This window comes from Streptomyces gardneri (assembly GCF_006539185.1).
Classification (GTDB): domain Bacteria; phylum Actinomycetota; class Actinomycetes; order Streptomycetales; family Streptomycetaceae; genus Streptomyces; species Streptomyces gardneri.
The window spans coordinates 1-26239 of record NZ_BJMN01000040.1; the positions used below are offsets into that span (position 1 = coordinate 1).

The 26239-nt window shown below is 68.8% G+C and carries 26 protein-coding genes and 4 pseudogenes; 18 read left to right on the forward strand and 12 right to left on the reverse strand.

The genetic code is table 11. The features are described from left to right. Positions 1–99: 99 nt before the first annotated feature. On the reverse strand, positions 100–447 hold the full coding sequence (locus SGA01_RS28375) for a DUF6221 family protein (protein ID WP_308699077.1): 348 nt from the start codon (positions 445–447) through the stop codon (positions 100–102). Positions 448–450: 3 nt separating this feature from the next. Between SGA01_RS28375 and SGA01_RS28380 the strand changes: the two are divergent. Both SGA01_RS28380 and SGA01_RS28385 read left to right on the forward strand, forming a co-directional pair. Beyond that, positions 451–795: pseudogene (locus tag SGA01_RS28380) on the forward strand (transposase); the annotation flags it as partial. 68 nt (positions 796–863) lie between these two features. Beyond that, a pseudogene (locus tag SGA01_RS28385) lies at positions 864–1569 on the forward strand (IS5 family transposase); the annotation flags it as partial. On the opposite strand, the gene SGA01_RS28390 reads toward SGA01_RS28385, so the two are convergent. Continuing rightward, entirely contained in the window at positions 1534–1938 is a 405-nt protein-coding gene (locus SGA01_RS28390; protein WP_141299782.1) for a hypothetical protein, read from the reverse strand. The pseudogene SGA01_RS28385 and the gene SGA01_RS28390 sit on opposite strands and share 36 nt — an antisense overlap. 277 nt (positions 1939–2215) lie before the next feature. Here SGA01_RS28390 and SGA01_RS28395 point away from each other — a divergent pair, with 277 nt between their 5' ends. From SGA01_RS28395 to SGA01_RS28405, 3 genes are all read left to right on the forward strand, one after another. Then, positions 2216–2611: a hypothetical protein gene (locus SGA01_RS28395; protein ID WP_229918544.1), complete on the forward strand. Its 396-nt coding sequence runs from the start codon at positions 2216–2218 to the stop codon at positions 2609–2611. A gap of 231 nt (positions 2612–2842) precedes the next feature. Beyond that, positions 2843–3724 carry a helix-turn-helix domain-containing protein gene (locus SGA01_RS28400; RefSeq protein ID WP_141299784.1) on the forward strand — a complete coding sequence of 294 codons (882 nt, stop codon included), beginning with the start codon at positions 2843–2845 and terminating at the stop codon, positions 3722–3724. Between the two features lie 319 nt (positions 3725–4043). Next, positions 4044–5255: an alpha/beta fold hydrolase gene (locus SGA01_RS28405; protein ID WP_218037850.1), complete on the forward strand. Its 1212-nt coding sequence runs from the start codon at positions 4044–4046 to the stop codon at positions 5253–5255. A gap of 43 nt (positions 5256–5298) precedes the next feature. On the opposite strand, the pseudogene SGA01_RS28410 reads toward SGA01_RS28405, so the two are convergent. Then, a pseudogene (locus SGA01_RS28410) lies at positions 5299–6249 on the reverse strand (IS481 family transposase); the annotation flags it as partial. A gap of 237 nt (positions 6250–6486) precedes the next feature. On the opposite strand from SGA01_RS28410, the gene SGA01_RS28415 reads away from it, so the two are divergent. Then, positions 6487–6723 carry a hypothetical protein gene (locus tag SGA01_RS28415; RefSeq protein WP_141299788.1) on the forward strand — a complete coding sequence of 79 codons (237 nt, stop codon included), beginning with the start codon at positions 6487–6489 and terminating at the stop codon, positions 6721–6723. Between the two features lie 54 nt (positions 6724–6777). Continuing rightward, on the forward strand, positions 6778–7788 hold the full coding sequence (locus SGA01_RS28420; protein WP_141299790.1) for a quinone oxidoreductase family protein: 1011 nt from the start codon (positions 6778–6780) through the stop codon (positions 7786–7788). Between the two features lie 270 nt (positions 7789–8058). Here SGA01_RS28420 and SGA01_RS42980 read toward each other — a convergent pair whose 3' ends face one another. Continuing rightward, positions 8059–8331 (reverse strand): transposase, encoded by a 273-nt coding sequence (locus SGA01_RS42980; RefSeq protein ID WP_141299792.1) that lies wholly within the window; start codon positions 8329–8331, stop codon positions 8059–8061. Then, entirely contained in the window at positions 8282–8869 is a 588-nt protein-coding gene (locus tag SGA01_RS28430) for a suppressor of fused domain protein (protein WP_141299794.1), read from the reverse strand. The genes SGA01_RS42980 and SGA01_RS28430 overlap by 50 nt, the downstream gene beginning before the upstream one ends. A 148-nt stretch (positions 8870–9017) precedes the next feature. Here SGA01_RS28430 and SGA01_RS28435 point away from each other — a divergent pair. Further along, positions 9018–9331 (forward strand): annotated as a pseudogene (locus SGA01_RS28435) (transposase); the annotation flags it as partial. Between the two features lie 12 nt (positions 9332–9343). On the opposite strand, the gene SGA01_RS28440 reads toward SGA01_RS28435, so the two are convergent. Next, on the reverse strand, positions 9344–9910 hold the full coding sequence (locus SGA01_RS28440) for a DUF4291 domain-containing protein (RefSeq protein ID WP_141299796.1): 567 nt from the start codon (positions 9908–9910) through the stop codon (positions 9344–9346). Positions 9911–10421: 511 nt separating this feature from the next. Between SGA01_RS28440 and SGA01_RS28445 the strand changes: the two genes are divergently transcribed. The 4 genes from SGA01_RS28445 to SGA01_RS28460 all read left to right on the forward strand — a co-directional run bounded on the left by SGA01_RS28445 (position 10422) and on the right by SGA01_RS28460 (position 15022). Continuing rightward, positions 10422–11222, forward strand: coding sequence for a carbonic anhydrase (locus SGA01_RS28445; RefSeq protein ID WP_141299798.1), 801 nt, complete (start codon positions 10422–10424; stop codon positions 11220–11222). A 523-nt stretch (positions 11223–11745) separates the two neighbouring features. Then, positions 11746–12396, forward strand: coding sequence for a DUF4360 domain-containing protein (locus SGA01_RS28450; RefSeq protein WP_141299800.1), 651 nt, complete (start codon positions 11746–11748; stop codon positions 12394–12396). 353 nt (positions 12397–12749) lie between these two features. Then, on the forward strand, positions 12750–13898 hold the full coding sequence (locus SGA01_RS28455) for a tetratricopeptide repeat protein (protein ID WP_141299802.1): 1149 nt from the start codon (positions 12750–12752) through the stop codon (positions 13896–13898). 71 nt (positions 13899–13969) lie between these two features. After that, positions 13970–15022 carry a polyprenyl synthetase family protein gene (locus tag SGA01_RS28460; RefSeq protein ID WP_371866193.1) on the forward strand — a complete coding sequence of 351 codons (1053 nt, stop codon included), beginning with the start codon at positions 13970–13972 and terminating at the stop codon, positions 15020–15022. A 141-nt stretch (positions 15023–15163) separates the two neighbouring features. Here SGA01_RS28460 and SGA01_RS28465 read toward each other — a convergent pair whose 3' ends face one another. After that, a complete protein-coding gene (locus SGA01_RS28465) occupies positions 15164–16363 on the reverse strand; it encodes a S8 family peptidase (RefSeq protein ID WP_141299804.1) in 1200 nt (399 codons plus the stop codon). A 431-nt stretch (positions 16364–16794) separates the two neighbouring features. Here SGA01_RS28465 and SGA01_RS28470 point away from each other — a divergent pair, with 431 nt between their 5' ends. Beyond that, positions 16795–17493, forward strand: coding sequence for a hypothetical protein (locus SGA01_RS28470; protein ID WP_141299806.1), 699 nt, complete (start codon positions 16795–16797; stop codon positions 17491–17493). 2 nt (positions 17494–17495) lie between these two features. Beyond that, positions 17496–18179: a TetR/AcrR family transcriptional regulator gene (locus SGA01_RS41600; RefSeq protein WP_190133581.1), complete on the forward strand. Its 684-nt coding sequence runs from the start codon at positions 17496–17498 to the stop codon at positions 18177–18179. A 190-nt stretch (positions 18180–18369) separates the two neighbouring features. On the opposite strand, the gene SGA01_RS42290 is transcribed toward SGA01_RS41600, so the two are convergent. The 3 genes from SGA01_RS42290 to SGA01_RS28490 form a co-directional block, all read right to left on the reverse strand. Then, positions 18370–18525, reverse strand: coding sequence for a hypothetical protein (locus SGA01_RS42290; RefSeq protein WP_229918541.1), 156 nt, complete (start codon positions 18523–18525; stop codon positions 18370–18372). A 407-nt stretch (positions 18526–18932) separates the two neighbouring features. After that, positions 18933–19928 carry an RNA-binding protein gene (locus SGA01_RS28485; protein WP_141299810.1) on the reverse strand — a complete coding sequence of 332 codons (996 nt, stop codon included), beginning with the start codon at positions 19926–19928 and terminating at the stop codon, positions 18933–18935. Between the two features lie 109 nt (positions 19929–20037). After that, positions 20038–20834, reverse strand: a protein-coding gene (locus tag SGA01_RS28490) for an IS5 family transposase (RefSeq protein ID WP_229918545.1) whose coding sequence is annotated in 2 segments (ribosomal slippage) — positions 20038–20499 and positions 20502–20834 — 795 coding nt in all. Because the reading frame shifts where the segments join, the coding sequence is not laid out codon by codon here. A 91-nt stretch (positions 20835–20925) separates the two neighbouring features. On the opposite strand from SGA01_RS28490, the gene SGA01_RS28495 reads away from it, so the two are divergent. Further along, on the forward strand, positions 20926–21558 hold the full coding sequence (locus tag SGA01_RS28495) for a hypothetical protein (RefSeq protein WP_141299812.1): 633 nt from the start codon (positions 20926–20928) through the stop codon (positions 21556–21558). 217 nt (positions 21559–21775) lie between these two features. Continuing rightward, positions 21776–22462, forward strand: a complete 687-nt coding sequence (locus SGA01_RS28500) for a hypothetical protein (RefSeq protein WP_229918540.1) — start codon at positions 21776–21778, stop codon at positions 22460–22462. Positions 22463–22518: 56 nt separating this feature from the next. Here the strand turns inward: SGA01_RS28500 and SGA01_RS28505 are convergent, their stop codons facing one another. Further along, positions 22519–23313 carry a DUF4253 domain-containing protein gene (locus SGA01_RS28505; protein ID WP_167534209.1) on the reverse strand — a complete coding sequence of 265 codons (795 nt, stop codon included), beginning with the start codon at positions 23311–23313 and terminating at the stop codon, positions 22519–22521. Positions 23314–23690: 377 nt separating this feature from the next. Next, positions 23691–24959, reverse strand: coding sequence for an IS701 family transposase (locus tag SGA01_RS28510; RefSeq protein WP_141299931.1), 1269 nt, complete (start codon positions 24957–24959; stop codon positions 23691–23693). Between the two features lie 189 nt (positions 24960–25148). Here SGA01_RS28510 and SGA01_RS28515 point away from each other — a divergent pair, with 189 nt between their 5' ends. Next, on the forward strand, positions 25149–25451 hold the full coding sequence (locus tag SGA01_RS28515) for a hypothetical protein (RefSeq protein ID WP_141299816.1): 303 nt from the start codon (positions 25149–25151) through the stop codon (positions 25449–25451). Positions 25452–25674: 223 nt separating this feature from the next. Continuing rightward, positions 25675–26187: a hypothetical protein gene (locus SGA01_RS28520; protein ID WP_141299818.1), complete on the forward strand. Its 513-nt coding sequence runs from the start codon at positions 25675–25677 to the stop codon at positions 26185–26187. The last annotated feature ends 52 nt before the right edge of the window (positions 26188–26239 follow it).

Below are 26239 nucleotides of genomic sequence, written 5' to 3' on the forward strand. Positions count from 1 at the left end.
TGTAGGACACGGTCTAAGGGCTGTCCCGTGAACGATCTCCAGTGGGCGAGACTCGGTTCAGGCGCGCAGCTTCCTCGGAGGCTCTGCTCGTGTGCTGTTTCAGCCCCGGGCGGGGAAGTCGGGATGGTCGGCGTAGGGCGAAGCAAGGTCACGCAAGTTGTGGCATGGCCAGGGGTCGCGGGCGTGGCGGGCCAGGATGCGCCGCTTGGCCTCGATCTCGCGCAAGACGCGGGCGGGGTCGTGGAGAGCCACATGCAAGGCAATCGTGGGGTGGAAGCCGGAGAGGTCGACCTGGCAGAAGTCGACCGTGTGTCCGCGGGCAGACCACTCCCCGCATCCGTCACCGTCGCAGCGTCGGGCCAAGTCGGCCTCCTCATCCAGTCGCGCCTCAAGGAACCTCACCAGCTCTTCAGTCATGGGGGCATTCTCGCGTTGTGCTGGGCACATGAAATGGTCGTCGTGGTCGGCCGGCCGCTCGCCGGAAACCGCAACGACTGCAAGGCATGGGAGGAATCCGGCGCCAAAGCCGCCGTCGGCAAGACCATGACGATCGCTGACGGCGGCTACCCCGGCACCGGACTCGTCATGCCCCACCGCCGCCGCAAGGGCGAAGACCTGCCCGAGTGGAAGCAGTAGCACAACAAGTCCCACAAGCAGGTCCGGGCCCGCGTCGAGCACGTCTTCGCCCGCATGAAGACCTGGAAGATCCTCCGCGACTGCGGCCTCAAAGGCGACGGCGTCCACCACGCCATGCTCGGCATCGCCCGGATGCACAACCTCGCCCGCGCCGGATAGGACTGCATGCCACACGGCAGCCAAGCATGTCCGAGCGACCTGGAGATCATTTACGGGACAACCCTTAGGGCATCCTGCTCGTCCTGCATACCGGGACCGCATGGGAGTACCTACCGCAGGTGCTCGGCTTCGGCTCGGGCACGACGTGCCGGCGGCGCCCGGCCGAGTGGACCGAGGCCGGCGCGTGGCCCCGGCTCCACGAGGCTCTCTTGGCCGAGCTCCGCAGTGTGTGGATGCCCTGGACTTCTCCCTGACGGCGGTCGACGGCTCCCACGGCAGGGCGTTAGAAGGGGCTCCAAGACGGAACGAAGTCCGGTCGACCGGGGCAGGACGGGCAGCAAACACCACTTGATCACTGATGCCGCCGGCGTCCCCCTCGCCGTCACCCTGACCGGCGCCAACCGCAACGACGTCACCCAGCTCATCCCGCTGCTCCAGGCAGTACCTCCCGTGCGGGGCAAACGTGGCTGACCTCGGCGCCGTCTCGACGCCGTGCTCGGTGACCGCGGCCACGACCACGACAAGTACCGCCGCCTCATCCGAGCGCTGGAAGTGAAGCCACTGATCGCGCGACGCGGCACCGAACACGGCGCCGGTCTCGGCACTCAACGCTGGGTTGTCGAGCGTGCTTTCGCCTACTTGCGCTGGTTCCGCCGCCTGCGGATCCGCTGGGAGATCCGCGACGGCATCCACGAAGCCTTCCTCCCCGGGGACGCGCGCTCATCTTGGCGACACCTGTCACAGCCGGTCCGGGCCCTCGCCCTCCCGCAGTAGCCATTCCCGGACCGAAGGAGCTTGGTCGAGGAGCCGTCTGACCTGCATCCCTTCTTCGCGTGAGGTAACCCTCGGCAGCGGGGTGAAGTCGTCGGGAATCACATCCAGCAGGCTCAGCACGCGGTCTCCCGCACGCAGAGTGATCAGGAGTTCGCACCGCACTTGACGTGGAACGTCCGGGCGGTGGGACAGGCTGTGCCACAAGGTCGGCCACAGGTAGTGGGTGCCGTCGGGCGCTGCATTCGCTCGTACCCACGCCGGGTCCAACCGCTGGCTCAGGCGGAGGTCAACCGCCTGCTCCTCCAGTCTGAACAGCGAGACCGAATCGATGACCTTCACCTCGCGAGGCAGCGGCTGTTCGAAGTCCATCGCCCCATGCTGCCCGACAGCACCCCACGTCAGGCAGCCGACCCCAAAGAGACAGTTCTCAGACCTCGTCGCACTCGGAGGGCTGAGCAGTCTGCGGTGGCCGTGGTCGAGCGCTTGGTGCCGGACGAGCTGCGGGAGGCTGGGTTTCCGCAGCCTGCACCGCCGGTACGAGCGCAAGTCCGAGCACTACCTAGCCTGTGCCGGGAACGCAGCCCTCATCTGCTGTCGCAGGCCGGCGGCCTGACGATCGGTGGTCGCAGATGGGACGATCCACAGCGTGATCGGATGGATGCACCACACCCCGCGCTGGGCGGTCATATCGGTCTGCGTCATTGCGTCCGCCCTGCTCTTCGTCGGCGCTTCTGCGCACGTCACCGACCTCCTCAGCCATGGTCTGCACCCGTATGACTGGGCACCGGACTGGCTCAACCTCTACTGGTCGTCGCTGGCGCTGTTCGACGCGCTCGCCGCCCTGTTCCTGATCAGGGGCAAACGTCGAGGAACCGACCTCACCTGCGCCATCATGGCGACCGACCTCGCCGCCAACTGGTACGCGGTCTACGGCATCCAGCACAGCGACCTTGCCGCCCAGCCCGGCCTTCAACGACTGACCCTCTTCGCCGCAATCGTCCTGGGAACGGCGCCGTTCATCCGACGACACCTCACCCATTGAGATGTCGTCTCCGCCAACGGGCGTGGCCGGTCGGCCCGGGTGCCCTCGCCGCGGCCCGCCCCCCCGGCGCTCCGCACGGCTGGGACTCCTCAGAATTGGTCTCGGCGCCGGGAGAATCGGTCGGTCAGGCGGCGATGCGCACCGAAGAGGTAGGCCTACCGGTCGGCGCACCCCCCAGCGGGTGTGAACCGCCACTCGGTGGGGGATCCGAGGCCTCAGGGGGTGGAACGCATGAACGATGAGGGCCGCAGTATCGGGGAGTTACTCAAGGACGAGGCCGTTCGTGAGCGGCGCGGCGCGCTGCGCGGGTGGATCAGCGCCGCTGGGATCACCGTCCAGGACATCCTGTGCTGCGAGGACAGCTCGGGATTCGTCGGGCCCGGGCACGCAGACGGGTACACCGTGGTCCTGGCCCGGTCCGGCGGCTATCTCCGCCGGATCGCCGGCGAGGAGTTCTTCGTCGACGCGAGCGGCGGTTACCTCACCCGGCCGGGCGACGAACACCGGGTCGCCCACCCGATCGGCCCCGGTGACCGGTCCACCGAGATCCGGATCGGCGCCGCACTGTTCGCCGACCGGTTCGACGGCCCGCCGCTCTCCCGTCGCTTCACGGTCACCGGTGCCACCGACGTGCACCACCGCTCCCTGCTGGCTGCGGCACGGCGCGGGGCCGAGGACTTCGAACTGGGAGAGCGACTGCACCGGTTGCTCGACGACGTGGCCGCCTCCGCCGGACACTGGCGCACGGACACGAGCGGCCGCCCCGCCGCCGCCCTCGCCCACGCCCGACTGGTCCGTGACGTCTGCGCCGTCCTGGCCGGCGGAACCCCGGGGCTCCTGCTCTCCCTGGAGGAGCTGGCCCGCGAGGTGGGGGTCTCGCCTCACCATCTCAGCCGCGTCTTCCGCGCCGTCACCGGTACGACCCTCACGCACCACCGCAACGAGCTGCGGGTCCGGGCCGTCCTGCACGCGCTTGAGGAGGGCGAGGGCAGCCTGCGCACCCTCGCGTACGCCTACGGATTCGCCGATCAGGCCCACCTGACCCGGGTCTGCCGCAGCCATACGGGGTGTGTCCCCAGCGCCTTGAGGGGTGTTCTCGCGGATCGCGCATGAATGTCCAACGCCCCGGTGCGGGGCGCGCCGCAGACTGGCGGCGGCCGGAGACCCGGCCGGCGCCGTGCCCCCGCGGGTGTTGCACGGCGCTCCGTCTTCCTCGTGGGGGAACGCGACGATGATCTTCCTGACCAGAGCCGGTACGGCCGTTGCGGCCGCCCTGGCGGCCATCGCGTGCGTGGGCTCCGCACCAGACGCCGTACCGGCCCCGTACCCCTCAGTCCCCACCGCCCCCGCCGCAGCCTCTGTCGCGGCATCAGGGCTCACCGATCCGCGTCCCTGCCCCGGACAGACCGACGTGACCTGCGCCGATCTCACCGTGCCTCTCGACCGTACGGGCGCCGTGCCGGGCACCCTGAAGCTCCGGACCGCGGTCTTCGGCACCGCCGACGCGCCCAGGGGGACGCTGCTCTTCCTCACCGGAGGCCCAGGCCAGCCGGGCGTCCCCTTCGTCCAGCGGATCCGCGAGCGGCTCCCCGAAGCCCTGGCCCAGTACCGGCTGGTGATGATCGACCAGCGCGGCACCGGCGACGCGGCGGTCGACTGCCCGGAGCTCCAGCGGGAGGTGGGCAGCAGCGACACCGTCGCCCCCACGCCCGGCGCCGTCACCGCCTGCGCCGAACACCTCGGCGTGAAGCGGAACTTCTACACCACCGCCGACACCGTGGCCGACCTGGAAGATCTGCGGCGCGCCCTCGGCGTGGGCTCCTGGACGCTCGACGGGGTCTCGTACGGCACGTTCACCGCCGGCCAGTACGCCCTGACCCATCCGCGTCGGGTCCGCAAGCTCGTCCTCGACTCCGTCGTACCGCTCGACGGTGCGGGCGTGCTGTACGAGGACGCCCTCGGCCACTCCGCGCAGGTGCTCCGCACCGCCTGCCGTGAGCAGGGGTGCCGGTTCGACCCGGCCCGCGACCTCGCGACGGTCGTCCGGCGCGACGGCAACGGGGTCGGTGTGTTCAACCTCCTCGTCATCGCGAGCATCATCGACCCGAAGCTCGACAACCCCCGGTTCGGCATCCTCGAGGCCATCCATGCCTCTGCCTCCGGTGACCGGGCCCGCCTCGACGGTCTCGTCGCCGGGTTCTCCGCGCCGTCCGATGAACCGCCTGCGGAGTTCAGCTCCGGACTGCATGCCGCGACGCTCTGTGCCGACTCCCGATGGCCGTGGGGCGATGCGTCCGCGCCCGTCGAGGGACGGGAACGAGCCCTGAACCGGGCCGTCCAACGGATCCGGCCGGCGGCGGTGTGGCCGTTCGAGCGGGAGACGGCGGGCGCGCAGGGCATCCCGCGGACCTGCCTGCCCTGGCCCGCCTCGCGCCCCAACCAAGCCGCGCCCCGCCACACCCTGACGATGCCGGTGCTGATCCTCGCCGGCGACCGGGACCTGTCGACGCCGGTGCGATGGGCCCGCGACCTGGCGGCCGTAACCCCACGGTCCGAACTCGTCGTTCTCGCCGGGGCAGGCCACTCCACCCAGAGCCGCAGCGACGGCGGGGCCCGGGCTGCCGAGACATTCCTGCTGCGCTAGAGCGCTACGGACCGTGGAGGACTGTCTACGAACGCTTCCGGCACTAGGTGTATTGCCTCGTTGGGTTGGGGACTCGGCTTGCGGGTGGTTTGCCTGCGAGTGCGGTGTGTCCGCGGTGGTGATGGTAGGAGTGGAGCCAGCCGGGGAACGCTTCGCGGCGTTCGATGTCCGACCGGTAGGGGCGGGCGTAGGCCCATTCGTCGAGCAGGGTGCGGTTGAAGCGTTCGACCTTGCCGTTGGTCTGGGGCCGGTAGGGCCGGGTTCGTTTGTGAGTGATCCCGGCCGCCGCCAGGCTGTCGCGCCAGTCGCGTGAGCGGTAGCAGGAGCCGTTGTCGGTCAGAACCCGTTCGACGGTGATCCCAGCGCCGGTGAAGAAGGCGTGGGCCCGTTGCCAGAAGGCGGTGGCGGTCTCCTTCTTCTTGTCCGCGTGGATCTCGCTGTAGGCGAGGCGGGAGTGGTCGTCGACGGCGGTGTGGAGGTAGCTGTAGCCGGCGTTCCTGCGGGTCTTGCGGCCCGCTTGCCGGCCCAGGACCTTGTGTCCGCCGCCGTCGGGGATGTTGCCGAGCTTCTTGATGTCGACGTGCACGAGCTCGCCGGGTTTCTCGCGTTAGTAGCTGCGTATGACGTGCCCGGTCGCGCGGTCGAGGTGGGTCAGGCGGGCCGGCCGGTAGCGGGTCAGGACGCGGTGGACGGTCGAGGGGACCAGGCCGAGCAGGTGGGCGATACGGGCCGGTCCCCAGCGGCGCAGGAGGCGGACCTTGATGATCCGGCGTTCGGTCCGGGTCGGTGTCCGGCGCGGCGTGTGATGGGGACGGCTGGAGCGGTCACCCATGCCCGCTTCGCCCAGGGCGCGGTAGCGGTCGGCCCATCGCTGGGCGGCAGTCGGTGAGACCTGGAAGCGTTCGGCGGCCCGGCGCAGGGGCCGGCCGTCCTCGACCACACAGCGGGCCGGACGCAGTCGGCCGGTCTCGGTCAGGGGTGCATTGCGGTGGGCACGAGGGCCGTTCGGTCAGGTGTAGACGTCGTAATCCACACCGGACCGGAAGGCCTTCACCTGTTCAAGGGGTGTGACCCAGATACGGCAGAAACCCGCCAGAACTTGATCTTGGGTTGAGCCGGCGGTTTACCACGTCTTGCGTTGTGCTGTCGTGGCTACGGGCCTTCTGACTCGCGGCATGATCTCGGGCGGCACGATGCGGCGCGGGAGGAGGCGGCGTGGGCGGCGGAGCGGATGGACGCGGATGGAGATCAGCTGGCCCTGCTGCTGGCGTTGAAGTCGTACCAGCGGATGGGCCGGTTCCCGAGGCCGGAGGAGTATCCGGAGGCGGTGGTCGATTTCGTGCGCCGCGCGGTGGAGCTGCCGGAGGCTACGCCGGTTGTGGTGGGTGGTCGTACGGCGATGCGGAAGCGGCGGGCTGGTCTGCTTGCCGGGAATCGGATCGCCATCAACGGGGTTGGTGGGGGATGAGCCGTTAATCGCCATCAACGGGGTTGGTGGGGGATGAGCCGTTATTGGAGTGTCATGCGAGCGATTCAGGTGTACGAAGTGGGCGGTCCCGAGGTGCTGCAGGAGGCCGAGGTGGACCAGCCGCGGCCGGGTCCGGGCGAGGCGATCGTGGAGGTCGCCGCATCCGGGGTCAACTTCCTCGACGTCTACCACCGCGAAGGCCGGTACAGCCTCCCGCTGCCCTTCACCCCGGGCGCTGAGGGCGCCGGCACTGTCGTCGAAGTTGGACCCGGCGTCGCTGACGTCGCAGTCGGGGACCGGGTCGGTTGGGTGGAGATTCCCGGCACGTATGCCGAGCGGGCCGTCGTGGACTCCTCCCGGCTGGTGCCGCTGCCCGACGATATCGGCTTCGAGACAGCCGCCGCCGTGCTCCTTCAAGGCATGACCGCGCACTATCTCGTCAAGGACGCCTACCCGGTTCAGGGGGGCGACACGGTGCTCGTGCATGCTGCTGCTGGTGGCATGGGGCTGCTTTTGACCCAGCTCATCACCCATCTCGGCGGCAGGGTGATCGGCACGACGTCGACCACGGCGAAGGCCGAGCTGGCGAAGCGTGCCGGGGCCGCTGAGGTGATCCTTTCCTCCGCAGTCGACGATCTCGCAGCCGAGGTGAGGCGGCTCAACGGCGGTCAGGGACTGCCGGTTGTCTTCGACGGCGTCGGCGCGCACACCTTCGATGCGAGCCTCGCCAGCCTGCGAACCCGCGGCCATCTCGTGCTCTTCGGCGCGGCAAGTGGTGCCGTGCCGCCGTTTGATCCGATTCGGCTCGCCCATGGCGGTTCGCTGACCCTGATCCGGCCCAGCCTCGGGGACTTCATCGCCGATCGGTCCGAACTGCTCCGACGGGCCGCCGATGTGTTCGAGTGGGTGCGCTCCAAGGCGCTTGAGGTCACCGTAACGGGCCGCTACGCATTGTCCGAGGCCGCCCAGGCCCACAGCGATCTGGAGGCTCGGCGTACCACCGGCAAGCTGCTCGTCGTACTCGATGCGGCCGCTATTGGACGCCGCGAGGAGACGCAGAGCTGATCGCGGGTGACGAGGTCGGGGATCTTGGAGACTGAGATATCGAGGGCATGGCCGACCGTCATCGCCAAGATCCCCGACAGCGTCAGGCACTCAGCAGGCCAAGATCAAGTTCTGGCGGGTTTCTGGCGTATCTGGGTCACACCCCTTCAAGATCCGTCAGCCGAGACCTGGCTCACCCGTCCACAACCTCCAGGTTGCCTTCGGCGTCGGCCTGGGCGAGGAGGGGGCGAAGACGCGGTCCCATGTGCCGTCGATCGCCCACGTCCGCAGTCAGCTGTATGTGCCCTTCCATGAGCCGAAACGCTCGGGGAGGTCCGTCCATGGTGTGCCGGTGCGGTACTTGAACGCGATCGCATCGATCACCTGCCGATGATCACGCCACCGCCCACCCGCTTCGGTGTCCGGTCCGGTAACAACGGCTCGATCCGCGCCCACTGCACGTCCGTCAACGACACACATCAACCAGCGATCAGATGATTCGGAGAGAAATGGCCTAGACCACGGACGGGCGGTGCGGGTCGACCGGATCGATCTCCCGCTCATCGAAGAGGCTCTCCAAGGCCTCGAGGCCGTGTTCGCGGCGGTGGTCCTTCTCCGCCCTGGTGATCGGCAGCAGCCACAAGAGTCGGGCGTGGGCCGTTTCGTCCCAGGCGCAGACCTCGAAGTCAGGGCCGTACGGGTACGGCAGGCTGATCAGGTAGTGGTCGCACGCGGAGTCGTCGAGCCACGGCCTGCCGATGGGGACGGTGTGCCCGACGTCCAGCCGCTGATGGTCCGGGCCGCAGTGGTAGTACGCGTTGACGGTGAGGCTTTCCCGGTTCCGCCAGTCGTCCCGCGGGGCCGCGAGGAAGAACTCCGCCCCGTGCCCGCCCTCCTGGGTCGCCGCCCAGCAGCCGGACGTCACGTACACCCACCACTCGCCCGGCCCACCGGGGTGGATCCGGAACACCCGGAACCCGGGCACCCGCTCCTCAATGGGGCCGTCGACGCCCGGCAACTCGTCGATGATCTGCCCGGGGAAGTGCCGCTGCAGGTGCGCGCGCAGGGCCGCCCGGGCGGCGAGCAGGGAAACGGAAGACATGCTCCGATCATGGCAGCCGCGTGGCTGTCGGCCACAACGGGGCTCCGCGCAGGGACCGGAGCCAGGCCCTGGTTCGCCGACGGCACCGGGGACCGCCTCCTGGCCCATGTCCAGTAGCACTCCGATGTCGTCGGGACCGTGGACTGGTCGATTCCGGATCGCCCGGCTGGGCTCGGGCAGGCCCCGGGCCCGGGCCCGACCGAGTCGTCGCCGACAAGGGTTACTCGGCCCGGAAGATCCATGCCTACCTACGACGACGAGGAATCGCCTGCACCATCCCGGAACGGATCGACCAGATCACTACGGACGCATCCGCCGCGGCGAGACCCGCTGTCGCCTCGACAAGGCCGCCTACCGCAGGCGGAACTTCGTCGAACGCTGCTTCAGTCGCCTCAGGCAGAACCGGGCCTCGCCACCCGCTACGACAAACGAGCCCGGCACTACCAAGCCATGGTCACCCTCACCAGTCCGCCGTTATCTACCTGGGGAAACGACCTCTTCCAGTGTCAGGGGCATCGGGTAGGTGAGCTCCGCAGGAAACAGCCGCTGTGCCTTGGTGGCGTGCCCGGTTTGTATCAGTGTCGCTGCCTTGCGGACCTGGGGGGTCAGGTCGGTGAGACTGACGATCCAGTCGTCGGTGAACGTACGGATCAGGTGGCGGCCGATGCCGACCTGGATGCTGTAGTGGTTCAGTGCCGCTCCGCGCGGCGAACGCTCCGGGTCCCACTGGACATGTACGGCTGCCTGGGCCACCGCTGCCGGGTCGGCGGTCGTCAGCACGGCCTGGGACAGGGCCTCCTCCCAGCCCTCCCGGGTGATCCGTACCGCGAGAACACGTTCCTGGCCCGGTTTGCGGGCCCAGTTGCTGCGGTGCATCAGCCACATGAACGACGGCTTGATCCACGTCATTCGGTGGAACGAGAACGGCGCAACGAAGCGGCCCGCCCTCAGCGCCGCGTCAGCGATGGCAGGCGAGTACGCCTGATAGACCACGATCGTGCGAGCGTCGTAGTCGGCACGAATCTGATACTGGGGCGTCATGCGCCGCACCCTGCCATCTGGTCCGCCGGCGCGGCGAGCCGATTTTGCCTCACCGCCCCCGGGGCAGGTTCGCACGCGCTGCTGGCCGCGACGAGGACGGTCGCCTCATAGCGAACCGCGAACCGCGAACCGCGAGCCCTGAGGCGGGGCACGCGGACTTTTTCAGCACGGGTTCGAACTGCGGCGCGTCTCCACGCTGAACAACTTCACGGCGCCGTTCGCGCCGCACCGCGGCTTTGGCGAGGTCGCCGCTCGCGTACAAGAGCAGGCTGAGTGCGGGCGACTCGCCCCGGAGAGTCCGGCTCGACGGCCCGCAGGTACCGGGCGTTCGCCTCCTCCTCAAGGCCGACCTCGCGCAGTAGATAGACCGCAGTGGTAGACGGCGCCGCGGACCGAACGACAGCAGCGAGTGGTACCGAGCGTGAGCCGTTCCGGTCTTCCTGACCGAGCCTGACCGAACCCGGCCGAGCCGCTGTCCAAGAGTCGTCAAAGACGTTCTGTGCGTTGAGCAATGCAAAACCGGGCGGGCTTCACGGGGTCGTACGTTCCTCGTGTGACTCCTCCTTCCTCTGAATCTCACATATCCGAGAGCCCTTCCGCGGCCTCTTCCTCCTCGCGCCGCACACTGCTGCGCACCGCCCTCACCGGAGCGGCGCTGACCGCCGGATCCTGGGCATGGGACCTTCCCGCGGCCGCGGCCACGCCTCGCGTGAGCGAGAAGCCGCGGCCCGCCACCCCCGCAGCGGCCTTACGCGAGCTCAACGCTGGCAACCGGCGCTGGCGCACCCACCACCAGCGACACCCTCACGAGACGCTCGCCGTCAGGAGGGAAATGGTCTCAGGACAGCATCCGTTCGCCGTCGTACTCGGCTGCATCGACTCCCGCGTCGCGCCTGAGCTCGTCTTCGACCAAGGTCTGGGCGATCTGCTCACCGTGCGTTCCGCGGGTGAGGTCCTGGACGAGGCGGTGCTGGGCAGTGTGGCATACGGCGTGCTGGAGCTGGCCATCCCGCTCATCGTGGTCCTCGGGCACCAGTCGTGCGGCGCCGTGTCCGCAGCCGTCCACGCGGAGGAGACCGGAGAGCGGCTTCCCGCACACATCCAGTACATCGCCGACCGGATCAAGCCCGCGATCGACCACTCGCACGAAGGAGCAGCCCGCATCGACGCGACCGTCTCGGCGCAGGTGCGGCGTGTGCGGTCACAGCTCGCCGCGGAGCCCGACCTCGCCGCGAGGATCGGGGCGGGACGGCTGGCGATCGTCGGCGCGCGCTACGAACTGACCAGTCAACTCGTCCATCCGGTCGACTGATCGAGAGCGCCTCGAAAGCGTTTCGAGAGCCGATCGAGAACGGATCGGCCCGATCGCGACTGATCGCGCCCTCCGCCCCACCGCCGGCCGGTGTACGCACCGGTCGGCGCCCGCTGTCCGTAGCCCTGGCCCGTCGGCTCTCTGTAGCCCTGGCCCATCGCCATCGCCATCGGCTTCAAGAGGCGTCATGCGCTCTTCCACGCCAAAAAGAGCTGATCCGGAAGGCGGTTAATGGCTGGGCGCCACCCTGCCTCGACGTGCAATGGCCCCTAGCATTCGACCATCCCCGCTCGCACCGGCGGGGTGGCCGGACAGAGTTCATTCGCATGATAGTTCAACCATTGCCGGTTGGACTACCCCGCTGCGTATTTCCGGCCCTTCCGATTCCCCGCGCCATGTCACCACCGCGGTAGGTCCCTGCCGACCACCGCACTTGAGCATGGCGCGCCGCATCCAAGCCCGTGGGCGCGGACACACCCGTGCGTCCGCGCCCACGGGAACCGAAGCACCGGATGGGAGAAACATGAGATTTCCCCTGCTCGTGAGCGGGGCGGTCGCCGCGCTGTTCGCCTCGGCACTGCCCGCCGAAGCCGGCCCGTCGTCGATCGTCGACCCGCCGCCGGACAGGATCGTCATCGACATCGCCACGGTGAACGGATCCGGCTGCCCCCTGGGCACCGCCGCCATCGCCGTATCCGAGGACAACACCGCCTTCACCGTCACCTACAGCGAGTACCTCGCGCAGGTGGGCGGCGGTTCCTCCCCCACGGCGGCCCGCAGGAACTGTCAGCTGAACCTTCTGGTGCACGTGCCGCAGGGGTTCACGTACGCGATCGCCAGCGCCGACTACCGGGGCTACGCCTCGCTCAAGCCCGGAGCCAGCAGCACGGAGAAGGCCTCGTACTACTTCCAGGGCTCGCCGAGCACCGCCTCCCGCACGCACACCTTCCGCGGCCCGTACGAGGACAACTGGCAGGCGACCGACGACACAGACTGGGCCCAACTGGTGTGGGCGCCCTGCGGTGTGCAGCGCAACTTCAACATCAATACCGAGCTCCGGGTGAACGCCGGCACGTCGAATCCGAGTGCCACCAGCTACATGACCATGGACTCCACGGACGGTGACATCAGCACGATCTATCACCTGGCGTGGAAGGAGTGCCCGGCCGACTGACGCGCGCGGCGGCCGTGGCGCACCGACGCGCCCGGCCGCCCACCGGCCGACACGACGTCTGATCGCGCCACAGGAAGAGAGCATCGGCCGAGGCCGTGCGCACCGACGCGGCTCCGGCTGCCCTGTCCGCCTCGCCGACAGCCCCGTGGCCCGTGTCGCCGCCGGGAGATCTCCCTCGCACGGACCGCCCCGGTGTACGTCTCGCTGTGGAGCCCCGACCACCGCGTAGTACTTGAGTATGACCCGGTGCCCGTACGGAGACGGACATTGCCACCGAGGAGGAACCTGGGCCCCGGACAGGCGTCTTGATCCTCGCGTCGGCTTGATCGTCGAGTCGACCCGAGGAGGTTCTGATGGCAGGTCAGGTGACGGAGAGGCCGGCGATGGCATCGGCGCCGGAGTACCAAGGCGCGCTGGGGTCATTGTCGGTGAACGCCTCACTGCCCGAGGTGCTCGCCCGGGGCGTCCGGGAACTCCGGGCGGCCGAGGAGTCCGGGGACCTGCGGGAGGCGGCGCGCTGCGGGCTGGCCGTGGCGGAGGCATGCCGCAGGCTCGGGCGGATCGAGGAGGCCGACCGGGCGTGGAAGGCGAGCTACCGGGCGGCGCGTTCGGCCGGTCACGAGGGGGCCATGGCGTGGGCGCTGTGGAGCGGCGGCACCCTGGCCCGCCAGCGCGGTGCGCTCCGGCTGGCGTACCGGCTGCTGGGGCTCGCGGCCGAGATGGGGGAGCGGGGCGGGGACGTCGTCGTGCGGGGGTACTCGCTGGCGGGACTCGCCGAGACCGGGCGCGTCCAGGGCGATTACGAGGCGGTCGGGAGGCTGCACGAACAGCTGCTGGCCGAGGCTCGCCGCCGCGGTGAGGCCCGGCACACGGTCTGGGCGCTGGAGGGCATAGCGCAGATGCACCGCAACACCGGCTCCTACGACCGGGCCCTGGCCCTCTTCGAGGAGGCGGCCGAGACGGCATCGCGCGCCGAGGACCGACGCGGATGGGCATGGGCCCTGCGGGGCATCGCCGACGTGGTGTCCGTGCGGGACGGGGACGTGGAGCGAGCCCTGTCCCTGCTGTCGCAGGCGGAGGAGGCGTGCCGGGAGATACGGCTGGCCAGCGCGCTCGCCTACAACCACAAGATGCGGGGCAACGTGCTGTACCGGGCGGGCCGTTACGAGCAGGCCCGTGAGTGGTACGCGCAGGCGCTGGAGGAGTTCCGCGAGATGGAGGAGCCGCGGGGCACTGCACTGTCGCGGCTGGGACTGGTCAAGGCCGACGCCCGCCTGGGCCGCGACGCCGCGGACACCGCCGCGGAACTGGCCGGACTCCGCACGACGCTGGACCGTATCGGGCTGCGGCACGCCCGGGACATGGTGGACAAGGCCGCGGCCGAGCTGGGGGTGGGCCCACTGCCGGACCACACCGGAGACGGACCGGGGGCGGCCGCACCGGTACTGCCGGCAGTCGGGGCGGCAGCCCTGCGGAAGGCCGACGTGGAGGGGCTGCGGTGAGCGCTCGCCCGATGTCCGCCCCGGCGGTCTGCTCACTCACCGTCGCGCCGGGTGCCACGGCCGTGACCGAGGTGAGTACGTCTCGTGTGCACGAGGCCTCGGCGACCGTTCTCCTGGGGCGGTGCCGTGACCGGGTCCGGCCCGCGCTGGTCGAGGCGGTGGGCCACTTGCACCCGTGGACCGGTGAGATGGCGGCGTACGCGCTGGGCTGGGCCGATGCGACCGGAAAGCCGGACCCGGGCGGATCCGAGGGCAAGGGGGTGCGGCAGACGCTCGCCGTGCTCGGGGCCGAGGCCGTCGGCGCGGACGGCGCCGTCGCAGTCCCGGGCGCAGTCGCCGTCGAACTCGTCCACACCTTCTCGCTCCTCCACGACGACATCATGGATGCCGACGGCCTGCGCCGGCAGCGCCCGGCGGTCTGGAAGGCGTACGGGACCGGCCCGGGCGTCCTGGCCGGCGACGCGCTCCTGGCCCAGGCCGTGACGATCCTGGCCGAGGCCCCGGGTCACCACACGGCTGCCGCGGTACGGCACCTCTGCCGCACCCTGAACGCGCTGGTGTCCGGCCAGGCGGAGGATCTGCGCTTCGAGGACCGCCCTTGGCGCGGACCCGGCGCGGTCGAGCCGGAACAGTACCGGTCCATGGCCGAACACAAGACGGGAGCCCTGCTGGGCTGCGCGCTCGCGCTCGGCGCGATCCTCGGCGGCGCCCCCGACGGGACCGTCACCACGCTCGACCGAGCCGGTCGCCATCTCGGCCTCGCGTTTCAGGCGGTGGATGACATCCTCGGTATCTGGGGCGACCCGAGAGTGACCGGCAAACCCGTCCACGCCGACCTCCGACAGGGCAAGAAGACCTTTCCGGTCCTCATCGCGCTGGCCGGCGGAGGCGAGGCCGCGCACGAACTCGCGGTGCTGCTCGACTCCGTCGAGCGCATCGACGGCGAGACCGCCGAATACGCCGCGGAGCTCGTGGAGGAGGCCGGCGGCCGGACCGGGACCCGCAGGGAAGCTCGCCGGCACCTGGACGCAGCTCACCGCACCCTGCGTGAGGCGTCCCTGATACACCCCGCAGCACAGGAACTGGACGTGCTGTTCACCCACTTGCTCGACCGCACCTGGTGACACCGGGGTCCTGGCGGGCAGCACCCCCGCTCCTGCCCGCCGGCACCCGTGCGGCCAGCAGGAACCGGAAGTGGCCCTCCACTGGCGTGTGGAGGGCCACTTTCGTGGCTCAGTGGTCGGCCGACCGGTGGTGCGGTGCTGCTACGGCGCCACCTTCAGGAGCTTGTTGGCGGTGCCGGAGGACGGGTTCTTGATGGCGTCGGCGGTGGCCGCCCCGGTCAGCGCGGTGGCCGTATCGGCCGGCGTCGCCGACGGGTTGGCCGCCAGGTACAAGGCCGCGGCACCCGCCACGTGGGGGCTGGCCATCGACGTACCGGAGATCGTCTTGACGCCCGTGTCGCTGTCGTTCCAGGCCGAGGTGATGTCCGAGCCGGGCGCGTACAGGTCCACCACGGAGCCGAAGTTCGAGAAGTCCGACTGCTCGTCGTCCTTGGTGCTGGACGCCACGGTGAGCGCCTCGGGCACCCGGGAGGGCGAACCCTGTCCGGCGTCGGAGGACTCGTTGCCGGCCGCCACCGCGAAGGTCACGCCGGAGGCGATGGCGCGCTGGACCGCCGCGTCCAGAGCCTCGTCGGCGCCGCCGCCGAGGCTCATGTTCGCGACGGAGGGGCCGGAGTGGTTCTGGGTCACCCAGTCGATGCCCGCCACGACCTGGTCGGTCGTGCCGGAGCCGTTGTCGTCGAGGACGCGAACGGCCACGACCTTGGCCTTCTTGGCCACTCCGTGGGCCGTACCGGCGATGGTGCCGGCGACGTGGGTGCCGTGGCCGTTGCCGTCGTCGGCGGTCTGGTCGTTGTCCACGGCGTCGAAGCCGTGGCTGGCCCGACCGCCGAAGTCCTGGTGCGAGATCCGGACGCCGGTGTCGATGACGTATGCGGTCACGCCCTCGCCGCCGGCGTCGGGGTAGGTGTACTTCTGGTCGCCCGCCGTGTCGGCCTGGTCGATCCGGTCCAGGCCCCAGGACGGGGGCTGCTCCTGGGTCTCGTTGATGCTGAAGCGCTTGTTCTGCACGACCGTGTCGACGGCCGGGTCAGCGGCGAGGCGCTTGGCCTCGTCGACGGAGAGACCGGAGGCCGAGAAGCCGTTGACCTCCGAGCCGTAGGAGCGCTGGAGGGTGCCGCCGTACTTCTTCGCGAGCTCCGCCTTGTTCGCGGATGCGTCGAGGATGACGACGAAGCTGCCGGAGACGGCGCCCGGGGCACCGAGTCCGTGCACGGTGCCTTCCGCCGGGGCGGCTGCCCCGGCGAGGTTGCCCGCGAACAGCGCGGCGGCTGCCGCGGCAGCGGTACCTGTGGCTATCGCCGCGTTGCGAAGTCCGTGGGATCGCTTGTGAGTTGCCATGAAGGTGGTTCTCTCCTCGTGTTGACGTGTGGGGCGTCAAACGTTCGAGAGAACCCTGTGCGGGTTGGCAGGAGCAAATCAAGTGCGAACCCCGGGTAGGCGTTATTCAACAAGGTTTCTTAAAGATCTCTCCGCACCTCCTCCATGTCGCACACGCGATCTGGCCAACTCCTGCAGGAAATGGGCACGGAGCGGTGCCGGTGCCTCGGTTCACGTCGACAGTTCGGAACGGGCGACGGTGACCGGCGTGGGAAGCGAGAGCGCCGACTGCGCGCCCTGCACGTCTGCTTGGCCCTGGCGGTCGTCCGGTCCGAGGTGACGCCATCGGCCGATGCCTCGTCATCGAGGCGGGCGTCCGTGCCGAGGTGATCTGAAGGCGGCCCCGAGGATTCTGATTGAATCGACTTTGTGTACGTCATATACTCGCGCTTATGGCATATACAGCATCGCATCTGGACGGCCTACCGCTGCGACGCTTCACCGGAATCACCGGCGTGGCGTTCACGGTCCTGCAGGTCATCGAGGTGCCGCTCTACTTCGTCCATGACGGGGCACCGCCCGACTCCAACGTGCTGACCCGCATCATGCTCAGCCTTGTCGTCCTCGTACTGCTTCTAGGCTTCGTCACCGGGGTTCGCGAGCTCGTCCGCCAGGCGGACCCGGCCTGCGGCTGGGTCGCAGACCTCGCCTACGGCGCGGCACTGGCCTACATCGCGGTCACCTTCGTTGCACACTCCCTGCAGGCCGGGGAGGTTATCGCCGCCGAAGAGCCGGTCGATCCGACCATCACCGCCGAGGGCTCCTACCTGCTGTACGGCTCGATCGGTCGCATCCTCACTGCGGTGTTCCTGGTGGCCGCCGGGTATGCCGTGGTGCGCTCAGGACTGCTGTTTCGGTGGGCCGCCCGGTCGGCGTACGCCATCGCCCTGATCAATCTCGCGTTCGTCCCGTCGCTGTACTTCGGCAACGACACCGGACAATTCTTCAGCGCCAACGGCTGGGGCACCACGGCCACCATCGCCAGCCTCTATGCCTACTGGGTCCTCGCGTGCGGCATAGCGCTGCTCCGACACCGCAATGCCCGCCACTATGCTGGGCGACCGGGATCGGCCTCGGAGAATCGGCGGTAGAAGTGTCAGCGGACAAGAGCGCGGCGGCTACCTTCCGTCTCCTGTGGGAGACGAAGGAGAGCGCGCGGTCCTCCCTCAGCGTCGGCGGCATTGTCGAGGCCGCCATCGCGCTGGCCGACGCCGAGGGCCTGGGCGCGGTGTCGATGCAACGGGTCGCCGGCGAACTCGGCTACACCGCGATGGCCCTGTACCGGCACGTCCCCGGGAAGGACCAGCTGGTCGCCCTGATGGCCGACCGAGCGCAGGGCAATCCACCAGTGGAGTCGGGGAAGGAGTGGCGCACCGAGATCCTGAACTGGGCCGATGCGGCCTGGGACTTCTACCTCGCCCACCCCTGGATACTCCGCGTAGCGACCACCGGGGCCCCGACCGGCCCGAACGAGCTGGCCTGGTTCGAGGCCCTTCTGCGTCCTCTGGCCCAGTCCGGCCTCGCCACCGAGAACCTGGTCGCCACGGCCATGTTCATCTCCAGCGCCGTCCGCGATCTGGCCCGGATCGCCACCGAGATCGTCCCGTCCGGCTCCGACTACGGGAACCTTCTCGCCCAGGTCATCCGGCCCGACCGGTTCCCCACTCTCGCGTCCCTGATGACCTCAGGCGCCATGGAAGACGACGGCGATGTCAGACCCGCCCTCGACTTCGGCCTCAATCTCATCCTCGACGGCCTCACGACCCACACTTCCTGACGCCGGCTCGTCACCCCGGTCTGCAACATCCGACCAGAAACCGCGGTGACCACCTTGGCCGGCACACCGCGACGATCATCAGCAAAGCTGGCTGGGGCTTCCGCTGGAAGGACCGGTTGCTCCTGGTGGTCGCGTACTGGCACCTGCACGACAGAGATCATGTACGCCCGGGATCAGCCTGGGAGCAATCTCAGCCGAGGAAGTCCTTCCAGAACGGCACGGACGGCCGCGGAGCCCAAGGCACGTCCTCGTCGACCTCGCCGAACTCGCGGTCGATGTAGTCGGCCAGATCGTGGCCGTAGCAGATGATGTCCGTCCCCCACATCGACAGGACCGGATGCCCCACACTGCTGCGACCTCCGGGTATGAAACGGCGCGCGTAGACGGGAACGAGTCGCGCGGCTCGGGCAAGTGCCGCTCGGGCCGCCTCCACAACCTCCTCAACGGAAGTGGGACGCACCCCCAGTCTCGATACGGCTGAACTCTTCCTCCGTGAGCCCTGGAGCCATCTCGCAGCAGTCCGCCTCTGCCAACCGCCGCGCAGCCTCCGCACCCAACCAAGCGCCGTCAAAGTCGATCACTCCGGGCACCGTACACACCCTGCATGCACGGCATCGCATCCTTTTGATCCCCGACGCGGGCCTCCAGGTCGTTGCAGGACAGCTCTTGGGCAGCCTGATCGCCAGGGCTGACAGCTGAACCGACATTCGTGGATGTGGTCGTCGGATCCGCGAGTGGCCCCGAGACCCCGCTTTATCCCGACACTTCCCGGGGTGAGTCGTTGAGGGATCGCTCGGCCTGCCAGCGGGCCCGCACTACTCCGTCCCCGTCAGGCATGACAGCGGAGAGCAGAGGGACGCGTTCATCGGCGTACATGGGCAGAAGCGCTGCAGCATCGGCACCGGCGATGAGGTCAGCCAGCTCCGGGAACTCGTCCTCGTCAGCGACGGCGCTGTGGATCTGGCCCTCCTTGTCCTGCCAGACGCCCTCGACGAGGCCTTCGGAGGGGAGGGCATCGAGGACGGCAGCGGTATCGGAGGACAGGTCCGGCCACACGGCCAAACGAGCGCGGGGAGCGAGGGCGGCGCGAACCGTGTCGATGGTGTCGCCGGTGAGGCGATGCCATCGCGAGGCGTTCTGGACGTAGATCTCTTCCAGGAGTCCCGCGCGGCCGCAGGCAACTGCGCTGTACAGGCTGGCCCAGAAGTCGTTGTCGCCCGGAGGTTGGACGCCGTCCTCGTCGGGCTCGAAGTTGTAGGGGGACACGTCCAGGCGTTCCGGGAACAGGCCGAGCTCGCGGGTACGGGACAGTGCTTCGTGGCAGGGCCGGCTGCTGCCGACATAGACGTACTGGTCCCACCCGACGTGCACAGCGAACGCCCCTTCCACCTCCAGCCTGCACCAGGCGCCGCTGTCCCGCAGCATGAGCCGCACCAGCTCCAACCCGGTGTCCAGCGGCACCTCCGCTCCGTCGTGGAAGCCGTCAAGACCGCCCGGAAGGAGAGTGCCGAGACCGAAGCCGTCCATCGGCGCCTCGAGGCCGAAATGGACGAACGTCGATACCTCCGGCTCACGGACGGACAAACGGTCGACGCCTGTTTCTGAGGCGAAGGCCTGAACCGCCTGAAGATAGGTCGCCTCCACCTTGCCGTGATCGCTGGTGACGTCCTCCGCGCCGGTGTAGTGCCCGTGATCGTCACGGTTGGCGGGGTCGTACTTACTGACGCGATAGACGTGGGAGAGCTGCACGTCGTCATCTTCCAGCGCCGCCTACAGGCAGTGCCACGGATTTGGGACAGGGCGTCAGCATGCGCCGTGAGGTCGAACCGGCCATGCAGCCGCGCACTAAGAAGCCGTCTCATTTGGTGAGTCTGCGGTAGCAGATGAGGGTGCAGGCGATGCTGGTGAAGGCGAGGAAGTGGTCGGCCTTGCGTTCGTAGCGTCGGTGGAGTCGTCGGTAGCCGGCGAGCCAGGCCATGGTGCGTTCGATGGTCCAGCGGTGACGGCCCAGACGCTGAGAGGACTCGACTCCCTTGCGGGCGATGCGGTGGGTGATGCCACGCTCGTGTAACCAGCGTCGTAGGTGGGAGTAGTCGTAACCCTTGTCGCCGTGAAGCTTGCCCGGCTTGCGCCGCCGCGGCCCTCGGCGGGACCGGATTGGGGGTATGCCTTTCACCAGAGGGATCAGGGCCTGGCTGTCGTGTAGGTTCGCCGCTGAAACTCCGACAGAGATGGGCAGACCGGTGCGCTCGGTGATCAGGTGGATCTTCGATCCGTACTTGCCCCGGTCGACAGGATTCGGACCCGTCAGGTCCCCCTTTTCATCGCCCGCATGTTCACCGAGTCGATCGCACAGCGCGACCAGTCCAGCTTGCCTCGCGAGCCGAGATCGTCGAGGACTAGGCGGTAGAGCTTGGCCCACACGCGGGCCTTCGTCCATTCCGAGAAACGCCGGTGGGCTGTCGCTCCCGACGGCCCGAACGACGCGGACGGCAACTGCTGCCAGGTGCAGCCCGGCGGGGCCACAAACACGATCGCGGCCAGCACCTCCCGGTCGCCATGCCGACGCCGGCCACCGCCCTGGGGGCGCGAGGGTGCCTCCGGTACCACTCGCTGGAACAGTTCCCACAACTCGGACGGCACCAGCCGCTCAATGATCCCCACCACGAGCCCGCACCCTACCGACCCATAGGAAGCGTGCTGTAAATGTGACGCCCTGCGATGACAGCCGTGGCAAGATCACCGGATGTCCACCGACGTTGCCTATCCCGTCTTCCGTACTCCCGACCCAGAGCTCGCCCTGTGTACGGCGCGCCGTCTCATGGAGTTCGGCCGCTGCGAGTATTCCGAGGTCTCGGCGTACGCGAAGCTTGCCTCCGTCGCTGAGGTGCGGCGGATGGCGAAGGCCATGCCCCAGGGATGGTTCCGCGGGGCGTCTGAACTGGACGAATTTGAAGGGGTGCCGTTCGAGGACCAGCCCGCTTTCGTCGTCGGTGTCGAGGCGAGCGGCTTGCCGACCGAGGAAGCCGCGTTCGAGGGACGGCTGCCGGTGGAGTGGGAGGTGTGGGACCTCCCGATCGGCAGTGTCGAGGCGGATTTCACCGCGGCAATCGGTCCGAATGTGGGCCTGATCAACTGGGATTCGCTGCAATGGCCGGCCGCGCCCGAGGCGGGATTCCACGGCGATTCCAAGCACGCTGAAGTGACACTTCTCTTCAACACCTACACCCGCGAGCTCGATGAGCCCACCGACGATCACAGCGTCCTCGTCCACGTCCGCAGCGCCGTCTTCGACGGCCGCCAGAGAAACGAGCCGTATGCCCACTGGCTCGCCGCACAGGTGGGCCTCACGGTCATCGGGCCCGCGCAACGGTGCTGAAGGGACCCGCCAACCCTCGGAACAACAGACGGAAGAGCCGCCGGAACAGCCCCCACAACTCATCCGGTACCAGCCGCTTAACGATCCCCGCCACGGCCTGCCGGCTACCCAGCCGCTGGCGGCCCAAATGGGCCGGACCGATCATCCGCTCAGCGCTATCGTCTGCCGGACAAGAGCCGTACGCCCGGGGGGAAGTGTCTTGAGACAACGGTTTCTCATGAGCGCCGCAGCCATGCTGCTGGTGACATTGGCTGGTTGTACGTCGGGGACGGAACTGCCGCGGGACTCCGCGAAGCCCGCGCGCACGAAGTCCTCGGCCACTACCCGACCGGCAGTCACGCAGCGGCCGTACGACAAGATGCCGGCGCGGCCGCTGGGCGAGGCGGCGGTCAACGATCGTGACCACGCTTTCCTGCAGGAGGCGTTTGCGATCCAGATACCGGCAGGACACAAGGTTCCACCGGCCGACGAGGTGGCCGTGATCCGTCGCATGGACGCCAAGAACGGGGAGCTGGCCTGGATGTCCGACGGACGCACCTTCTGCTACGGCAAGATCCGGGAAGGCTACAGCTCGTACAGCTGCGGCCGACTTCCTGAGGAGGCACCGGCGCCCGGTCTGCTGTTCACGATCTGGGGCGAGCCTGACCGGGTGAGCAACGGGGAGAATAACGCCGCGGTCCGTGTCGTGAGCTTTGTGATCGCCGAAGGCGGTCCGGCACGGTTCGACCACGTCAAGCGCAGTAAGGAGACGGGGCCGGTGCACCAGGCAGTCGCGAGGTTCCCCTCCGGCCGCATGGTCACCTTCCTGACCTTCGACCGTCCCTACGGGCCCATCGACCCCGAGGCGGAGATCTGCAGGAGCGACCGGAAGATCTGCTTCCCGTCCGAAGACTTGCCCCTCTGACAAGACCGCGGTGTGCGGCCCTCAGCCGCGCACCGCTCTATGGGCTCCAGTCTGTTTCAGTCCCACCAGAGTGACCACATCGTCGAGCGGGCCATCGTGTCGCCGATCCTCACCGGATCGTGCACGGTGTCGTGGCAGTAGGCGTGCAGCTCCGCGGCAGCCTGCGCGGCGCCCCGCGGGTCCAGGGGCGGCCGGTCGACGACCAACTCCAGGTAGGAGCCCTGGGCGAAGAAGAGCTCGGCGCCCCACTGCTCGTGCCAGCGGCGCAGGAGCGCGGAGGTGTCGAGGGGTGTCAGGCCGCGGTCGCCGTACCCGGACCAGCCCCACGTCGTGTAGACGAACGGCAGAAGCACCGGAACCTCGTAGCCACCACGCGCGGCCACGAAATTCACCCACCGCAGGTCCTTCTCGAAGAAGTCCCGGCTGCCGGTCGCCCACTGCGACACCCCCCGCAGCGGCCGTTCCACGGCCGGTACGAGCAGTGGTGCCAGCCGGTCGGGGTCGTAGTCGGACCGCCAGAGGTCGAAATCGTCGTCCGCATTGGCGACTTCCTCCACCGCCCATCGGCAGGCCGACACCAGTACGGACGCCGCCCTCGCGTCGTGGTCCTGAGACGCGGCTTCACCGACCCACTGCTCCAGCACGCCGGCATCCCACGCCGCATGCCCGTGCCACTCCGTCGCATCGCTCGGCGGGCTCAACGTGACGTACGGCCACCAACCGGTCTGGCCATGCCTGCCGCGCCACTCCTCCCACACCGTACAAGCCTGCTCGCGCGGCACGCGGACGCCGAGGACCTCGACACCCGCCGCGGTCACAGCCCGCTCGGCCTTGGCGGTGGGAAAGGACATCCGCAAGCGGTGAAGGAGGTCATCGGAGGAAACAAGCGGCGGGCGGCGGAACGATGTCATGAGATCAAGACTCTCAACGATCCCGGAATGGCGAGCCCCTCCCCTACCCTCGCCTCGTCGAAGCAGCAGCGATTCTGGCCGAACCGAGCCCCCTCCGGACCGGTAGCCCTCTAACGAAGGCAGCCATCGTCATCGCTGACGCATTCCACCTCACCCTGAGCCTGGCCACCCTCCATCACTGCCTGCACGAGTCCAGGACGCGTGTGCTCGCCCCCATTCGCGCGAGGCACAGGTTCGGGCGTCACGGTCCGTATCGCCAGGCTTCGTGCTCATCACCAAATGAGACGGTGTCTAATACTCCAGTGCGGTTTCGTGATCTATCCGCTGGCTTCGTGAGCTGAGCGTCGTCGGTAATGGCTGTGGCGGGCTGTTGCCTGGTGGCGTCTGCGCCAGTTCGACCAGTGCAGCAGTCTGGCTGGGGATACAACTGGTGGGTTGAAGACGGCGGTGAACAGGTGGCGGATCTCCGGAACGGTCAGCGAGATCGGGTTGCTGCCCCGGGTGTGGTGATGTGGGTCGGCTGGCCGGTCGGGGGCTGCATCGGCGGCGACGGTGGCGAGGAAGGCCAGCGCGAGCATGGCGAGCGTGACGTGCCGGTGCCATGAGGTCCAGTTCCTCACCTGGTAGTGGTCCAGGCCGACTTGGCCTTTGGCGGCCTGGAAGCACTCTTCGACGCTCCAGCGGCTGCCGGCCACGCGGACGAGTTCGGCCAGCGGTGCTGCGGTGGGTGACCAGCACAGGTAGAAGGCGAGTTCCCTCGTGGTGGGGTTGCGGCGGATCAGCAGGTGGCGGTGTTCGCCGGTGCCGATATGGATCCAGGCCCAGTCGTAATAGCGCAGGCCCTTCGCGCCGGTGCCGGCGCTTTGCCGGTGCCAGGCAGCCTTGGGCAGGCGGTCGGCGAACGTGTCGGCGCGAATCGGTGTGCGGCCGGAGTTGATCCGGACCCGGATAGAGCAGGCGACGGCCAGAACGTAGCCGGTCCCGCGGGCCTCCAGGGCGGCACGAAGCTGCGGGTCCTGTCCGTATGCCTCGTCGCCGGTCACCCACGGTGCTTCCACCCCGGCGTCCAGTGCGGCGGCGATCATCTCCCAGGCCAGGCGGGGTTTGGTCCCGAACTGCACCTCGTTGGGTATCCCGGCCGCCTGGCGGCGCTCGGGATCGGTGCACCAGGAATGCTCAGGCAGGTAGAGCCGGCGGTCGATCAGCGCCCGCCCCCGGCCGGTGGCGTAGGCGAGAAAGACACCGACCTGGCTGTTCTCAATGCGTCCGGCGGTGCCGGTGTACTGCCGCTGCACGCCCGCCGAGGCCCGGCCCTTCTTCATGAAGCCGGTCTCGTCGACGATCAGCACACCACCGTCGCCGCCGAGGTGGTCGACGGCGTGAGCGCGGACTTCGTCGCGGACGGAATCAGCGTCCCAGCGGGCACTTCGCAGCAGACGCTGCATCGGTCCGGGACGTGCGTGACCAGCCTGTTCGGCCAGCCGCCAGCAGTTCTTGCGCTCGACGCCGGACAGCAGCCCGAGCAGGTACGCGCGGGCAGTCGCCCGCGGTTCCACCCGTCGGAACCGGCCCGCGATCCGGGCCATGGCCTGGTCGAACAATGCCCGCCACCGGATCGGGTCTACGCTCTGGCTCGCGGCCACCGCACGATCTTCTGGAGTCCACACAACCCCCGATGATCACGCGGTGGCTGCTCTCGCTCCAGGCCGGGTCCTGGGCAGTGCCGAACTCCTTGCTGCGGTCCGACGGCGGCCCCTGACCGACACAATGAGCACATGGACAGCGAACCTCTGCGGATCCCGCTTGATCAGCTTCGGACGGCCTTCGAGCTGGCACTGCAACGCATCGAAGCGTCAGCCGGCAGCGCAGTGGCGCTCGAGCACGATTACTTCTGGTCTGTTCCGGGCGACGAACTCTACGACGTCCTCAACGAACCGAAAACGATCACAATCGGGCAGCTCTCCGAGTCATGGCAGCACCTTGAGGACCTCCTCGCCGACCCGAACCGGGCCGTGGGCCACCACCTGGTCTGGCTCGCCGATGTCCTCCGCGCGATCGGTCAGGACACCGCCCGATAGCCACCACACGTGCGACATGACGTGGAACTACGAAGTCACACTGGAGTACTAAGGGTTGTCCCGCAAATGATCTCCGGGGCTCGGGGGGCCTTGTCGATCATGTGTGGGACGTGCCGCCCACGGGGGAAGCGGACTTCCCGCTCTTGTCGCGGGCGGCAGCGTTGTTGTACGGATCGGGATGTACGGGCTGTGCGGTATCGAGTAGGCCGCCTACCGTTCGGATGTGAGTAGCTCTTTTCAGACGATCGTTGACCTGGACGCGACCGCCGAGGACGCCGTCGCGCACGGGGAGCGGGTGGCGGCGTGGCTGGTGGGCGAGGGAATCGTGGGGCTGCCGGATTACGGTCCTGGGCCGCGATGGGAGCAGGCGACCGGGTTCCAGGAGGCGAGCGGGAGCGATGGGCTGACCGTTGTCACTGGGCGGACGGTGTTCTTCTCGCCGCAGCACGGCGGGCCGCCGGTCTGTCCGTACTGCGTGGTGGCATTCGGGGATGAGCACCGTGAGGCGTTCTCGCCGGCCATGGACGAGTGGTGGAACACCGGCTGGGCCGAAGTGTCGTGTCCGGCGTGTGGACGGGTGGTGCCGTTGGCCGCATGGGAGTGGGCTGGTGACGGGCTCGCCTTCGCGTACCTGGGGTTCGAGTTCCGGAACGGGCCCGCGCTGCTGCCGGAGTTCGTTGCCGAGCTGGGCCGGGTGCTCGGGCACCGGACGCGGTTCGTGCGGGGAAGGATCTAGGGGCTGTCCGATGGGTCGTGAGAGCCGATCAAGGCTGTGGCCTAGTCTTCGC